Genomic DNA, 14,259 nt, shown 5'->3' on the forward strand with positions numbered 1-14,259 from the left:
AATTTCCAAAGACTATTTCTGAACTTTGACAGGTACGTGAAACCCTCAAGCTCCGGCCGTCCGAAATCAATGCCGGTAGACGCAATCACACCGATGCTATACCGTTAGCCGAAGGCAGATCAGGCACAAGCAATTCCTTTCCATCTTCGAGGGAAATACAATGCCGCGAAAACCACCGAAAAACGATAGCGAAAGCTCTGTAGTTGACTTAGGCGTGCTTGCGTCAAAAAAGAATTTCGATAGCTTTATAGATCACCTTTTCACTGAAGAGGAGAATGTTCCTCACTTCGATTTTTTTCCGCCAAGGGAAAACAGGCTCCGGTTCATGTTATTGGCAGCGATGTCAGCGAGGATGTTATTCTCACTGACTTGGACGATGTCGCCGAAATGGGTGGCGGGAACGACGTGGTCGTCGGACTGTATGGGAATGACACGATCTCGGGCGGTGATGGTGGCGACTATTTGTTCGGAGATACGGATTGGGCAGTTGGTTCTGGCCAGAGCTCTGACGATATTCTGAACGGCGGAGCAGACGATGACCTGATCGTTGGCGACGCTCCGAACCTATACGGAGACACTGTCGGAGGGAACGATATCATTATCGGAGGGGCTGGAAACGACGACCTCTGGGGAGATGGTTCCCTCTTTGACGAGGCCGTGGGAGGAGCCGATAGTTTCGTTTTTAACCCGAATAGTGGGCTAGATACCGTCCATGACTTTGAAGTGGGTAAAGATAAACTGGACATTTCCGGCTATGGTATTGCCGAGACAGACTTCTTGTCGCTGAATATTCAAGAGATAGACGGTAACACGATCATCGACCTTGATGGCACCGCTTTAGACTTAGACGAAATTACACTGCTGGGAGTAGTCGGAATAAGTGCTGACGATTTCGTATTTGCCTAGTGTGGAAGATCGTTTGAACCACCATTGATGCAGTCATTCGCCGCGCTTGATCCAAACGTCTTCTTTGGGCTCAAACAGTCATCGAAAGAACTGCTGCGGCAACCCCTATCACCTTAAGCACTTGTCACGTAACGAAAAAGGCCTACTCACTTACGCAAGCAGGCCTTTCAAAACGTATAACCGATGAGCCGATTACATCCGCGAGGCGACGTTTTCCCAGTTGACCAGATTGTCCAGGAAGTTGGTCAGGTAGGCCGGACGCTTATTGCGGAAGTCGATGTAGTAGGAGTGCTCCCAAACGTCGCAACCCAGCAGCGCGGTCTGGCCAAAGCACAGCGGGTTCACGCCGTTCTCGGTCTTGGTGACAGCCAGCGAGCCGTCAGCGTTCTTGACCAGCCATGCCCAGCCCGAGCCGAACTGACCGGCACCTGCCGCGCTGAATTGCGATTTGAATTCGTCGACCGAGCCAAAGCTCTCAACCAAAGCCTTCTCCAGCTCGCCGGGCATGGCATTGTCGCCGGGGCCCATCATCTCCCAAAACTGGTTGTGGTTCCACAGCTGGCTGATGTTGTTGAAGATACCATTCTGGGCGACAGCATTTGCGTCATAGGTGCCCACGATGATCTCTTCCAGCGACTTGCCGTCCCATTCGGTGCCAGCGATCAGCTTGTTGCCGTTGTCGACATAGGCCTTGTGGTGCAGGTCGTGGTGATATTCCAATGTTTCCGCGGACATGCCCTTGGCTGCCAGCGCGTCATGTGCATAAGGAAGATCAGGAAGTTCAAAAGCCATCTCGGCCCCCTGTTGAAATGATTGTTGCGGTTCCAAAGGTTAAATGCTTTGGCAACGGCCATAGGTCAAGGGCAGAGATCACAAAACCGAAAGGTCCGCGATGCTTACACAAGCGCGCAAGATGTTTTACCGCGCCCGCGGGTACTATGCTGGGTCCCTGAATGGTGAAGCGTTTCACCTGGATCCCTATCACTCGAAATTCTGGCGCAAGGCAACTGCAGGAAAGTGGGAGCCAGAGACATTCGCGGTTCTGGATGAGCACCTTTCACCCGACCGCGACTATCTGGATATCGGTGCGTGGATCGGGCCAACGGTTCTGTATGGCGCACGCCGTGCACGGCAGGTCTGGTGTTTCGAGCCTGATCCCACGGCGTTCCGCTATCTGGCGTGGAACCTGGATCTGAATGACATCCGCAATGTCTCGGCCTTTGGGGTGGCCTTGTCGGATCAGTTCGGCGTCGCCCGTATGGCCTCAGTCCGGGGTGAGCCCGGCGATTCCACCAGCTCGCTGCTGCATGATGGCGCTCATGGTACTGACGCGCTGACCATTGCTTGGGATCAATTCCAGGCGGTGAATGACCTGTCCCAAGTGTCACTGGTCAAGATGGATATTGAGGGCGCCGAATTCACCGTGCTGCCCAGCCTGATATCATTTCTGGAGGAACACCGTCCGGCCCTGTACCTGTCGACCCACGCGCCTTTGTTGCCAGAGGAGCAGCGCGCCGACAGGATGGCAGCACTGGCGCAACTCTTGTCATTCTATAAGTCCTGCAAGGATGCGACCGGGGCCGAGGTCGGATTGCAGTCCTTTACCTCAGCCCCTGCCCTGACCGGTTTCCAAACATTCCTTCTGAACGGCTAAATGCCGATCTGACGTTCCTTCGTTCAATACAGGTTCGGACTGGGAACCGGCTTACACCGTCCGACACCACTGGGGCGGTTTACAACGTCCACCATTGGAAACCGGGCTGTCATGTCAAACCTGTTTGTCTTCGGGTCCAGACGCGCCATGTAGGACACCCGAAGCTTTTGGGTCGTGCTGGTCGACAGCGTCACTTTCCATTGCATCTGATACTGGTCTTTTCGGTTGACCTTGAATTTTGTGTCCATCGGTTTTTCATCCGACCAGCCTTTGTATTCGTTGTACGAGGCAATCGCCCCATCGTAGGCGCGCGCGCTTGTTGTCGGCATCCACGCTCAGCAATACCCGAGGGGGAATCCAGCCCTGCGCTTCCATGCTATGCAATTCACAGTCATAGTTTACAATTTCCGCCTGAGCCATTGTTCCGGCGATAGAAAATGCCAGTGCGACGAGTGCAACTTTCATCTATATTTTTCCTTCATTTGGTTAATTTGGTGTAGGAACTGCTCTGCAATTCCCCTCTGCGAAACCGGTACGTGAAAATACAGCAAGGTAGGATTCCGACCGGGCTGTCGCTTTCATATTTTTGCGATCCAAGAAAACCGCGAACTCTTGATCCTTCAGATCAACAACGTCCGAGCGTGATGCACTGGAAGAAAGAGTGCGCCCTGTATCAGAATAGACATAGTCTTTTCCAGACCACGCGATTGACAGGTTTCGGACGCCGTCGCGCTTGATGCGGGCGTGCCCAGGCAGTGTATCGACATTTGGCAGCTGCACCTCGTGAAGATAGGCAGACCGGCCATATTCATCGACTGAAAAGACAAGATGCTGAGGCGTAGGGCTGCTGACAATACCCGGACCGAAATCGCACTCGAACGTCTCTTTGAAAGTTTGAGAGAGTGAAGCGACCGGGATGATGGTTAAAGCACCAATGAGAGCAATTGCGCTCGAATTTGGCCTCACTTGCCAACCCTTTCGCTATTCAACTTGAAAACTCAATCTCAACGCAGGTCCCGTTCGCATTGCCATCATGGGACGTCTGTACATTGGATCTTGAACTCGCAATTGCGCGCATAGTCTGGCGATTCAAAAAGATTGAAAATTCTTGACGCCCAATATCCAGAACTTTGGTTCTGGGGTCGCCAACCCTGGTACGACGACCGTTTTCGGAAAACGTATACGGCTCGCCGAACCAACTGAATGAAAGTAGACGATAGCTGGTTCTGTTGATCGAAGCCCAGGTTTTCGGAGTATTGATGCCCTGCATTTCAACTTCGTGAAGCACAACCGAATGTTGACTTTCATCAACTGAAAAAACGACTCGCGTTGGTGTTGGACGGTTTACCAGGCCTTTACCGAAGACACATTCAAACGATTCTGCATATGTCTCGGAAGCGGCAAAGTTTGGCAGGCTCAGACCGGCAATGAAGCCATACACAAGTAATTTTGAAATTCTCATTACCGACGTCACTATTAATATTTCGTCTATTGCTACCGCATAGGTCAGGCACCCGCAATGGGGGAAAAGAACGTAGCACGGCACGACAATAAATTGTGCTGCAAAGTAGGCTTTACCGACTAATTGGGCGCTCAAAAAGAAAGGCCACCAGTACAAGACATGGTGGCCCTACTTCAAAACGATAAAGGTTCAGATTCAGTAGATCCCGACCTCGCTGCCCGGTTGTGCGGCCACTTTAAGCAAGTTGAACGCGTAATCCGCAGCCGAACGGAAACAGACAACGCGGAAAGTCTCAGTGTCGTCCATCCAGAACGCCCCTGCGATCTGTGCAAGGCGCGAGCGGCGGATTTGACCGGGTTGGAAGGCCTTGGCCGACAGCTCGACCGGGGCAATTTTTCCCAGAACCTCGCGGGCACTGGTGCCCGAGACACGGAACACAGCCCGCGCGTCCGACACGTTTACAGCCAACGAATGGGTGCCGCTTAGTGTCTTGGTCATGGCCGCCAGCTTGGCGTCGACTTCGGCATAGGGCACCAGCACTAGCAATTCGTCCGAGGACATCCAGCACACGCCGGACTCACCTTCCACGAAAGCTTCGCGCTGACCGGGCATTTTTTGCCCGGTTGCGTCTTTGACGGCCTTCGCCAGCGCCTTATAGGAAAGATCGCCGCGCAGCGTGATCATGCCTTGCAGGCCGCATTCTTCGACTTTGGCGATGCCCTCAAAGCTGGCGTGGTTCAGTGCGCTGATGGGTTCAGACATTCTGCTTCTCCCCGTCCTTGTCGTAAAAGATCGGGTCAACGATCTTGGCTTTGTAGGTTTTGCCGTCGGTGCCCGGGAACTCGACAATCTCGCCCATCCGGTCAGGACCGTGCTTGATCAGGCCCATGGCGATGCCTTTGCCCAGATTGGCCGAGTAATAGGTCGAGGTCACACGCCCGATCATGTTGCGCTGACCGTTGGCATTGACGCCTTCGCCCACCGCATAGGCACCATCGGGAAGGACAGAACCATCCACAGTCTCAAGCCCGACCAGTTTCCAGCGGTCCGGATCGGCCATGTGGCTGCGTGTATGAGCGCGCTTGCCCAGATAGTCCTCTTTCTTTTTCGACAGCGCCCAGTGCAGCCCCAGATCCTGCGGGATCACGGTGCCGTCTGTCTCGTCGCCGATCATGATAAAGCCCTTCTCGGCCCGCAGGATGTGCAGACATTCGGTGCCGTAAGGCATCACGCCGAATTCTTTGCCCGCGTCCATCAGAGCGTCCCAGAAGGCCTGACCCTGAGATGCGGGAACCGCGATCTCATAGGACAGCTCGCCCGAGAACGAGATGCGATAGGCTCGCGCGTCGAACGCGCCGATCTTGCCATCGCGCCATTCCATGAATGGCAGCGCCTCTTTCGACAGATCCATGCCGCCGCCCGCCTGTGCGTTCAGCTTGTCCAGCACCTTACGAGCGTTGGGGCCGACCACGGCGACCTGTGCGTATTGCTCGGTCACGTTGGCGACGTAGACTTTCCAGTCCCACCACTCGGTCTGCAGCCACTCTTCCATGTGACCATGGATACGCTCGGCACCGCCGGTGGTGGTGTGGCACAGCCACGTGTCCTCATTGATGCGGGCAACAACGCCGTCGTCGATCAGGAAGCCGTTTTCCGAGCACATCAGGCCATAGCGGCATTTGCCGACCTTCAGCGTGGACATCATATTGGTATACAGCATGTCCAGGAACTTGCCCGCATCGGGGCCCTTCACGATCAACTTACCCAGCGTCGAGGCATCCAGCAGGCCGAGGTTTTCACGGGTGTTCTTCACCTCGCGATTGACAGCGTCATGCACAGATTCACCGGGGCGGACATAGGCATAGGTCCGGCGCCAATGGCCGACCGGCTCCCAATCAGCGCCGTTCTTGTCGTGCCAATCATGCATCGGAGTCTGGCGGATCGGCTGGAACACCTCACCGCGCGCTTCGCCGCCGATCGACGCCAGCGAGATGGGCGTATAGGGTGGGCGGAAGGTTGTGGTACCAACCTTCGGGATTTCGGAATCCAGCGCATCAGCAAGGATCGCCAAGCCGTTGATGTTGCTTAACTTACCTTGGTCGGTCGCCATGCCAAGCGTCGTGTAGCGCTTGGTGTGCTCAACGCTTTCGTAACCCTCGCGCGCGGCCAATTGTACGTCGGATACTTTGACGTCGTTCTGGAAATCCAGCCAAGATTTCATCCGCAAACCGATCTCGGCATTGGCGGGCATCAACCAAACCGCCGCCATCGGAGCCTCAGCCGTGGTCTCACCGACCGGAGCCTTGGTGCGTTTCGCTGTGAAACCAGCCGCCTTGGCTGCTGCCTTGCCCGCTGCATCCGCGTCGGTCAGAACATCGCCCAGCGCCAGGGGACCATTCGACGAGCCCGCGGCCAGCACGAACCCTTCACCATCAGCGCCCAGAGGAGGCCGCGACGGGTCAGGCCGGAAATGCGCCTGCGCCTCATCCCAGATCAGTTTGCCGCCGCAATGCGACCACATATGAACGACCGGAGACCAGCCGCCCGACATGGCGACCGCGTCGCACTCGACCTCTTCGCGTGCACCGCCGATGCCTTCCTGATTGCACAGTTCGACCTTTTTGACGCGTTTGCCGCCCTTGACCTTGGCAATGGCTTTGCCCGGATCGACCTGAATGCCAAGCTGGCGCGCCTCGTCGGCCAGCGGTCCGGCTGTCGTGCGCGCATCCACGATACGCAGAACCTCGACACCGGCCTGTTTCAGGATGATCGCAGTGCGATAGGCGTCATCATTGTTGGTCGCAACGATTACGCGGTCGCCGGGGGTCACGCCCCAGTTCACCACATAGTCGCGCATGGCCGAGGCCAGCATCACGCCCGGCACATCGTTGCCCGCAAAGGACAGCGGACGCTCGATCGCGCCGGTGGCAGTTACAACCTGTTTGGCGCGGATGCGCCACAGCCGGTGACGTGGGCCCTGAGTGCCCGGCTTGTGGTCGGTCAAACGCTCATATCCCAGCACGTAACCGTGGTCATAAACCCCGGCCCCCATGCAACGATTGCGCATCGTGACGTTGTCCATTGCTTCGAGTTCGGAAACCAATTGTTCCACGAACTTATCCACAGGCTCATCATTGATCGTACCACCGTCAACCGGAGCCCGGCCACCCCAATGGGCAGTCTGCTCGATCAGCATGACTTTGGCACCGGACGCGGCTGCCACTTTCGCAGCCTGAAGACCCGCTACACCGCCGCCGATTACCAGAACATCGGTGAAGTGGTAGAAGTGCTCGTACGTGTCCGCATCGCGGTTGTCCTTGTCAGGCGCTTTGCCAAGACCCGCGGACTGACGGATGAACGGCTCGTAGACGTGTTTCCAGAACGGCTTGGGATGAATGAACATCTTGTAGTAGAAGCCCGCCGGCAAGAAGCGCGACAGGTGGGTGTTGATCGACCCGATGTCAAACTCGAGGTTCGGCCAGTGGTTCTGCGAGATCGAGGTCAAGCCATTGAACAGCTCGGTCGTGGTTGCGCGCTGGTTCGGCTCGAACCGGTTGCCCTGCCCCAAACCGACCAGAGCGTTGGGCTCTTCCGCGCCGCTGGCGACAACGCCGCGCGGACGGTGATATTTGAACGACCGGCCCATCATCATTTGATCATTGGCCAGCAGAGCTGAGGCCAGCGTGTCGCCCTCATAGCCCTGCATCGAGGTGCCGTTGAAGCTGAATGTAACCTGTTTCGACCGGTCGATCAGCCGGCCTTGATTTGCGAGACGGGTGCTCATGTTGCGGACCTTTCGCAGGCGGAATTACGGGTGGCAGGTTGGATCATTCGAACTCTCTCCAGGTCCAGCCGGGGCGCTTGGCGGTGATCGCCTCGCGAATTTCTTGCGGAGGCTCGGTGGTCTGAGCGGAATAGGTACCGAAGACTTCGAGCGTGTTGGTGCAGCGCGCCGCATGGAACCACTTGCCGCAACCATTAGCGTGGCGCCAGCGTTCGAAGTGAACGCCTTTGGGGTTTTCACGCATGAACAGGTAGTCGTGGAACTCATCATCCGACGAGCCGGGGCCATAGCGCTTGAGATGCGCCTCGCCGCCTGCGGCCAGTTCGGTTTCTTCGGCGTCGACGCCGCAATATGGGCAATTCAGGATCAGCATCTGGTCATCCTTTTGGCAGCAGGTACACGGCAGTGTCCTGCGAAATCAGCGTGTCGGGCGCGTAAGATTTTTCGACGAAAAATCTCATCAGTGCGCCACCCCGGCGGCGACGCTTTCGTCGATGAAGCGGCCCTCTTTAAAACGGTCCATCGTGAAGGCTTCGGTCAGCGGCGAATGACCCGTAGCCATCAGCTGCGCCATACCCCAGCCTGAGCCCGGAATGGCCTTGAAGCCGCCCGTGCCCCAACCAGCGTTGATAAAGCATCCACCCAGAGGCGTTTTCGACAGGATGGGTGAGCGGTCGCCGGTCATGTCCACAATACCGCCCCACTGGCGCAACATCTTCAGGCGCGAGATCATCGGGAAGGTCTCGACCAGCGCCCGCACCGTTTCCTCGATATGATGGAACGAACCGCGCTGGGTGAAGTTGTTGTAAGCGTCAGTGCCGCCACCGATGACCATCTCACCCTTATCGGATTGCGACATGTAGCCGTGCACAGTGTTGGCCATCACAACCACGTCCATGCAGGGTTTGATCGGCTCGGACACCAGCGCCTGCAGCGCCACGGCCTCAAGCGGCAAACGGAAGCCCGCCATCTCGGCCAGCTGACCGGAATGGCCCGCGACCACAATGCCCAGCTTGTCACAGTCGATCGCGCCTTTGGTGGTGTCGACGCCCACAACGCGGCCATTTTCCTGACGCACGCCGGTGACTTTGCATTGCTGGATGATGTCCATTCCCATGGCCGAACAGGCACGGGCGTAACCCCAGGCCACCGCATCGTGACGCGCGGTACCACCGCGTTCCTGCCAAAGACCGCCCAAAACCGGATAGCGCGGCCCGTCCAGATTGATGATCGGCACCAGCTCTTTGACGCGCTCGGGCGTGATCCACTCGGTCTTCACGCCTTGCAACGCGTTGGCATGGGCCGTGCGTTGATAACCGCGGATCTCGTGCTGTGTCTGCGCCAACATGATCACGCCGCGCGGGCTGAACATGATATTGTAGTTCAGATCCTGGCTCAGATCCTCGTAGAGGCTGCGTGCCTTTTCGTACAACGCCGCCGACGGATCCTGCAAATAGTTCGACCGGATGATGGTCGTGTTCCGGCCGGTATTTCCGCCACCCAGCCAGCCTTTTTCGATCACGGCGACATTCTGAATGCCGTAATTTTTACCTAAGTAATACGCCGTAGCCAAACCATGACCACCGGCACCGACGATTATCACGTCGTATTTCCTCTTAGGCTCGGGCGAACGCCAAGCGCGTTCCCACCCGGTGTGATAGCGCAGCGCTTCACGCGCCACAGCAAAGGCTGAATAGTGTTTCATAAGCGAATCCATCCGGTTCGGTGATTGTGCGAAGGTATGCCGCGTAACGACACTATACCCCTGCCGTTCAACGCCGTAATATCGCACTATTGCGACATAGCGCCCAATATTGCGTGTTGTAATCGTCTCGCGGCCATTTGTCCCTTTTTTCTACGCGCCTGCAGGTCTAAGTCAGGGCAGCTATACTGGAGCTGTCATGACTTTCTGGGCCCTCTTGATCCTCACCGCGCTGCTGATTGCCGCGTTCCTTGGCTATGCGATGTTCAGGGGGCGTAAAAACCGTGAACCCGCCGCAGCCTACGACCTGCGTGTGTATCGCGAGCAACTGGCAGGTGTTGATCGCGATCTGGCGCGGGGCGTCGTCAGCGAAGCGGACGCAGAACGTGTGCGAACCGAAATCTCGCGCCGCATTCTGGCCGCCGACGCGCAGATGCAGGCGCAAACGGATCAGGATGGACCGCCGCTCTGGGCCAATGTCGTCGCAATCTCGGTCGTTGCTGCCGTTTTAGTAGGCGGCGGATTCTGGATGTATCGCCAGATGGGCGCGGCCGGACTACCGGATCAGCCACTGGAGCTGCGCAAGGAGATGGCCGAAGCCTTACGGGCCGACCGCCCCAGCCAGGCTCAGGTCGAGGCCGACCTACCCGCCGCTCCACAGCCGCAACTGGACGAAAGCTACGCTGCCCTACTGGAGCAATTGCGTGAAACAGTCTCGACACGCCCCGACGACCTGCAAGGCCATATCCTGCTGGCGCAACATGAGGCAAACGCAGGGAATTTCCGGGCTGCCTACGCCGCGCAGCAGCGGGTGATCGAACTTTCCGGTGACGCCGCTCCGGCGGATGCCTATTCGCATCTGGCCGAGATGATGATCCTGTCGGCCAATGGCTATGTCTCGCCTGAGGCGGAAGAGGCGTTGAAGCAGGCATTGCAGCGTGATCCGCGTCATGGCCCTGCAAACTACTATCTGGGGCAAATGATGGTTCAGGTCGGACGTCCTGACATCGGCTATCGCATCTGGATCGACGCTCTGCGCGTCGCCCCACCCGGCGCGCCTTGGGTCGAGGCCATCTACGCCCAGCTTGACGATCTGGCTTTCCGGGCAGGCGTGTTTAACCCGCCAAATATCCCGGCACCGTCCGGCCCTAGCCGTGAAGACATCGACGCCGCCGCGGCTTTGACGCCAGAGGAACGGCAAGAAATGATCCAAGGCATGGTCAACCAGCTGTCAGATCGTCTGGCCACCGAAGGCGGTCCGGTCGAGGATTGGGCGCAGCTTATTGCCGCTTTGGGGGTTCTGGGTGAAGGCCAGCGCGCGATTGATATCATGAAAGAAGCCGTGGACATCTTTGCAGGCGATACCGAGGCGCTGGAACTGCTTGACGCAGCCGCGTTTCAGGCCGGGATCGCGCAATGATCCACGACGCGTTTGAAGATTTCGCATCGGCTCTTGCACCAATGACGGCGCTGATGGGGCTGGATCTGGGGGAAAAGACCATTGGGGTCGCGGTCTCGGACCGGATGCGCGGCGTGGCCAGCCCTCTGGAGACTGTTCGACGTAAGAAATTCACGCTCGATTCCGCACGCCTGCTAGAGCTGATTGCAGAACGTGAAATTGGCGGAGTTATTCTGGGCCTGCCAAAAAACATGGACGGATCCGAAGGCCCCCGGTGCCAGTCGACCCGCGCTTTTGCCCGCAATATGATGCGTCTGACCGATGTCCCCATCGGGTTCTGGGACGAACGCCTCAGCACTGTTGCGGCAGAAAAAGCACTGCTTGAGGCGGATACGACACGAAAACGTCGCGGACAGGTTATTGATCACGTCGCCGCCGGTTATATCTTGCAAGGAGCGCTGGACAGGCTGCGCTTTCTGTAAGGACGGATGACGCCTATGACAAACATGGTCTGGAAACGGAATGAGGTCGAAAGCCCTTGTGTCCAGATTTGCGTCGTGCACCCGACAGAGCGGATCTGCACCGGCTGCTATCGCACCATCGACGAGATCTCGCGCTGGTCCAAGATGGACAGTTCCGAACGTGCCGAGATCATGGATTCCTTGCCCGACCGCAAGCCGCAGCTTGCAAAACGGCGGGGCGGACGGTCGGCGCGTCTGAACAAATCCTGACCCTACCTCCCCGGTTCCCGACCCCTGTGCCGCGCCTGCGCCGTTGCAGGTTGGTCTGAACTCCGAGGGGGTCAAGTTCGAAGACATTTTGTGAGTGAGTGGCAACCCACAACGGCGCGTTTCGGCATTTTTGTTGCCCCGCGTGGTCGACGGGGCAAACATTGGGACACTAGATTTTTTCTGACTGGTCAATCAAGAACAACATGTCGCCAAATGGGCTGACTTGGCGTCAATCCGCCGATCCTGACACTAGCCAGCGGCAAGCCAGGTCTTTGCGTTATCTATCTCTTCTGCCGGGAAAAACTGGGTACGCGCACCCAGCACATGGCTTGCGACGCGTTGCGCCAGATGTTGCCACGCCTTGTCGCCCACGATAGCCGCGCGATCCAGCCGTCCGATATGGCCGCTTGCCAGTCGGAAATGCGCAGCTAAAGCCGTAAGGCCCCGCCAGCCGTCAAAAGCGCTGAGGTCGATCAGCAGACGAAACCCGATCTTGTCGCGCAGCAGATCGTCCAGATGCGCCCCGGCCTTTTGGTATTCGTCGGGGTCCAGCTTGCCCAACAGGCTGATCTGAACACAGGGTCCGCCCAAATCGGTCACATGGATCGAGCCCAGGGATTCGCGCAGCCACCGCCGCGCCTCTTCGATATCGGCCAGTTCGAAAACCTGCATTGGACAGGGCATGATCGGCGCGGCCAGACGAGTGCTGGTCTGCACCCACCCCTGATCAGCCACCACGGCGATCCGATCAAAGCCGCGCCAATGGCTGAGACCCAGCTTGGTATCCGACCACGCCGCCCCCAGGTTATAGCCCTTGAACTCGGGCTGAACGACGGCCATCAGGCGCACGGTCTCATGCTCTGCCAGCGCCGCTTCGATCGCTGGAACAAGCGTTTCGCTGTAATCGGTGCTGGTGACTTCGCCGGACAGCTCGACTTCGATCTGAGCTCCGTCCGAACTTGTGTGAACCGTAATCATACCCCTAAACCTCCAAACCAAAACAATGGCGGCAGGCTACGGAGATTCGATCCACTCGGCCACACCCCCTACGCATTCGGGGCGGAAATAGGCAATCATCCGACCGTCCGGCCCGGCATTTGCACCATCCGGCCACGGCGCGACCCCGTGCAGGCAGTGGCGATGCAGCAAATACGCCTCGCCAGGTTTGGCAGGCAGTTCGATACGCGGGCAGGTGTTGAACACCTCCCGTCGGGCGGTTTGGTAGATGTCGGTGATATCCACCTCGTGCAGCCTGTCGCGGGGGTGATCCATCAGCCCTTCTGCAAAAGCGGTGCGCAGGATTTTGTGGCTGCCCTCCCACAGAACCATGGGTGAGGCATCAGCACTGGCATCGGTCAGCGGTATTCCCAATATCCACGCGTGCGGCTCATCCACGCGGCGGCGGCGGTCCGGTCCCGTCGGGCGCAGACCATCCACATGCGCCGCATCCCGATTGCGTCGATACCGCGCTGCGGCCTCATTCTCGCCCCGGCGCGGTTTGGGATAGCCGGGATAGATTATCGAGACCTGACCTTTGTGCAGCGGCAGCGTTCCGTACTGTTCGACAATAAATCTCATGGCCTGCCCGGACAGGATATCCGACTGCCCGACCCGTCCCTGCGCATCATTGTCCAGCGCATCGACGCCGATGAACCAAGTGCCCTCGCAATCCACCCATTGGGCATGGGCCGGATCCGCCACCGAGGCGCGCGCCTGTGGTAAAGCGTGCCGCACCCAGTCAGCCAAAACCGGATCATACGGAAACTTCACCCAGCCCCTCTCGTGGAAATCCATCAAAGCCCCACCGCCTTGCGCAGCATGTTCAGCGCGACCAATGTCAGAAAGACCGCAAAGACCCTTTTGAGTGGTTTCGGGTCCATCGCATGGGCCAGTTTTACGCCCCAAGGCGCCGTAATCATGGTCATTGCGACCACGATGGCGAAAGCAACCAGATTGACCGCGCCGATGGTCAGCGGCGGGCGGTGTTCGGGCGCGATGCCCAGAAACAGAAAGCCGATGACCGACGGCACGGCGATGATTACACCAAACCCGGCAGCCGTCGCGACCGCACGGTGAATTGGCGTGTTGAACAGGCTCATAAGCGGCACGCCGAAACTGCCCCCTCCGATGCCCATCAGGACCGACAGGAACCCAACGCCCGGAGACAGGACCGCACGCCGCACGCCCTTGGGCATCGCGTCACCTAGCCGCCATTCCGACTTGCCCAACCCCAAATAGGCCCCTATTACCATCCCAAGTACGCCGAACAGCGCCTGCAATGCCTCGGTTCGCAGGGCCGACGCCACCATCACGCCGAGGATTGCGCCCAGCGCGATGCCCGGCCCCCAGCTTTGCAGGATCGACCAATCCACCGCACCTTTCTTGTTATGGGCCAGAACCGAGCGGATTGACGTGACAATGATTGTGGCCAGCGAAGTTGCAAGACACAGCTGCATCAGTTGCGGACCGCCATAACCAAGCGTTTGAAACGCATAGAAAAAGGCCGGAACCAGAACGATCCCACCGCCAACACCCAGCAATCCGGCCAACACGCCCGCGAACGCTCCGATCACAAGCAAAAGTGCCAGCATCTGAACCAGCAACATCGTCTCTGGCATCCT

16 protein-coding genes are annotated in these 14,259 nt (G+C 58.0%); 5 read left to right on the top strand and 11 right to left on the bottom strand.

The features are described 5' to 3' along the window. Positions 1 to 369 precede the first annotated feature (369 nt). The gene (locus ACR3E7_RS07590; RefSeq protein WP_480502601.1) at positions 370 to 906 is read left to right on the top strand and encodes a calcium-binding protein; all 537 of its coding nucleotides are present in this window, start codon (positions 370 to 372) and stop codon (positions 904 to 906) included. A gap of 192 nt (positions 907 to 1,098) precedes the next feature. Here ACR3E7_RS07590 and ACR3E7_RS07595 read toward each other — a convergent pair whose 3' ends face one another. After that, positions 1,099 to 1,698: a superoxide dismutase gene (locus ACR3E7_RS07595; protein WP_480502602.1), complete on the bottom strand. Its 600-nt coding sequence runs from the start codon at positions 1,696 to 1,698 to the stop codon at positions 1,099 to 1,101. 121 nt (positions 1,699 to 1,819) lie between these two features. Here ACR3E7_RS07595 and ACR3E7_RS07600 point away from each other — a divergent pair, with 121 nt between their 5' ends. Then, the gene (locus tag ACR3E7_RS07600; RefSeq protein ID WP_480502603.1) at positions 1,820 to 2,560 is read left to right on the top strand and encodes an FkbM family methyltransferase; all 741 of its coding nucleotides are present in this window, start codon (positions 1,820 to 1,822) and stop codon (positions 2,558 to 2,560) included. A 23-nt stretch (positions 2,561 to 2,583) separates the two neighbouring features. On the opposite strand, the gene ACR3E7_RS07605 is transcribed toward ACR3E7_RS07600, so the two are convergent. The 7 genes from ACR3E7_RS07605 to ACR3E7_RS07635 all read right to left on the bottom strand — a co-directional run bounded on the left by ACR3E7_RS07605 (position 2,584) and on the right by ACR3E7_RS07635 (position 9,511). Beyond that, positions 2,584 to 2,889 (bottom strand): hypothetical protein, encoded by a 306-nt coding sequence (locus ACR3E7_RS07605; RefSeq protein ID WP_480502604.1) that lies wholly within the window; start codon positions 2,887 to 2,889, stop codon positions 2,584 to 2,586. 157 nt (positions 2,890 to 3,046) lie between these two features. Continuing rightward, entirely contained in the window at positions 3,047 to 3,526 is a 480-nt protein-coding gene (locus tag ACR3E7_RS07610; RefSeq protein ID WP_480502605.1) for a hypothetical protein, read from the bottom strand. Positions 3,527 to 3,545: 19 nt separating this feature from the next. Then, positions 3,546 to 4,157 (bottom strand): hypothetical protein, encoded by a 612-nt coding sequence (locus ACR3E7_RS07615; RefSeq protein WP_480502606.1) that lies wholly within the window; start codon positions 4,155 to 4,157, stop codon positions 3,546 to 3,548. 60 nt (positions 4,158 to 4,217) lie between these two features. Then, positions 4,218 to 4,784 carry a sarcosine oxidase subunit gamma gene (locus tag ACR3E7_RS07620; RefSeq protein ID WP_480502607.1) on the bottom strand — a complete coding sequence of 189 codons (567 nt, stop codon included), beginning with the start codon at positions 4,782 to 4,784 and terminating at the stop codon, positions 4,218 to 4,220. Further along, on the bottom strand, positions 4,777 to 7,806 hold the full coding sequence (locus ACR3E7_RS07625; protein ID WP_480502608.1) for a sarcosine oxidase subunit alpha family protein: 3,030 nt from the start codon (positions 7,804 to 7,806) through the stop codon (positions 4,777 to 4,779). Before ACR3E7_RS07625 ends, ACR3E7_RS07620 begins: the two co-directional genes overlap by 8 nt. Positions 7,807 to 7,849: 43 nt before the next feature. Further along, positions 7,850 to 8,179, bottom strand: a complete 330-nt coding sequence (locus ACR3E7_RS07630; RefSeq protein WP_170788870.1) for a sarcosine oxidase subunit delta — start codon at positions 8,177 to 8,179, stop codon at positions 7,850 to 7,852. An 87-nt stretch (positions 8,180 to 8,266) separates the two neighbouring features. Beyond that, a complete protein-coding gene (locus tag ACR3E7_RS07635; protein WP_480502609.1) occupies positions 8,267 to 9,511 on the bottom strand; it encodes a sarcosine oxidase subunit beta family protein in 1,245 nt (414 codons plus the stop codon). A 196-nt stretch (positions 9,512 to 9,707) separates the two neighbouring features. Here ACR3E7_RS07635 and ccmI point away from each other — a divergent pair, with 196 nt between their 5' ends. Genes ccmI through ACR3E7_RS07650 form a run of 3 tightly spaced genes read left to right on the top strand, consistent with a single transcriptional unit; the run spans position 9,708 to position 11,638 of the window. Continuing rightward, the gene (gene ccmI, locus ACR3E7_RS07640) at positions 9,708 to 10,928 is read left to right on the top strand and encodes a c-type cytochrome biogenesis protein CcmI (protein ID WP_480502610.1); all 1,221 of its coding nucleotides are present in this window, start codon (positions 9,708 to 9,710) and stop codon (positions 10,926 to 10,928) included. Next, the gene (ruvX, locus tag ACR3E7_RS07645; protein ID WP_170788873.1) at positions 10,925 to 11,389 is read left to right on the top strand and encodes a Holliday junction resolvase RuvX; all 465 of its coding nucleotides are present in this window, start codon (positions 10,925 to 10,927) and stop codon (positions 11,387 to 11,389) included. Before ccmI ends, ruvX begins: the two co-directional genes overlap by 4 nt. Before the next feature lie 15 nt (positions 11,390 to 11,404). After that, entirely contained in the window at positions 11,405 to 11,638 is a 234-nt protein-coding gene (locus ACR3E7_RS07650; protein ID WP_480502611.1) for a DUF1289 domain-containing protein, read from the top strand. Positions 11,639 to 11,887: 249 nt separating this feature from the next. Here ACR3E7_RS07650 and ACR3E7_RS07655 read toward each other — a convergent pair whose 3' ends face one another. From ACR3E7_RS07655 to ACR3E7_RS07665, 3 genes are read right to left on the bottom strand one after another with little or no spacing between them, the layout of a single operon-like run. Then, on the bottom strand, positions 11,888 to 12,616 hold the full coding sequence (locus ACR3E7_RS07655) for a SpoIIAA family protein (RefSeq protein ID WP_480502612.1): 729 nt from the start codon (positions 12,614 to 12,616) through the stop codon (positions 11,888 to 11,890). A 36-nt stretch (positions 12,617 to 12,652) separates the two neighbouring features. Beyond that, positions 12,653 to 13,432: a hypothetical protein gene (locus ACR3E7_RS07660; protein ID WP_480502613.1), complete on the bottom strand. Its 780-nt coding sequence runs from the start codon at positions 13,430 to 13,432 to the stop codon at positions 12,653 to 12,655. Then, positions 13,432 to 14,256 (bottom strand): sulfite exporter TauE/SafE family protein, encoded by an 825-nt coding sequence (locus ACR3E7_RS07665; protein ID WP_480502614.1) that lies wholly within the window; start codon positions 14,254 to 14,256, stop codon positions 13,432 to 13,434. The genes ACR3E7_RS07660 and ACR3E7_RS07665 overlap by 1 nt, the downstream gene beginning before the upstream one ends. Between the last annotated feature and the right edge of the window lie 3 nt (positions 14,257 to 14,259).

Source organism: Ruegeria sp. BK1 (assembly GCF_056535645.1).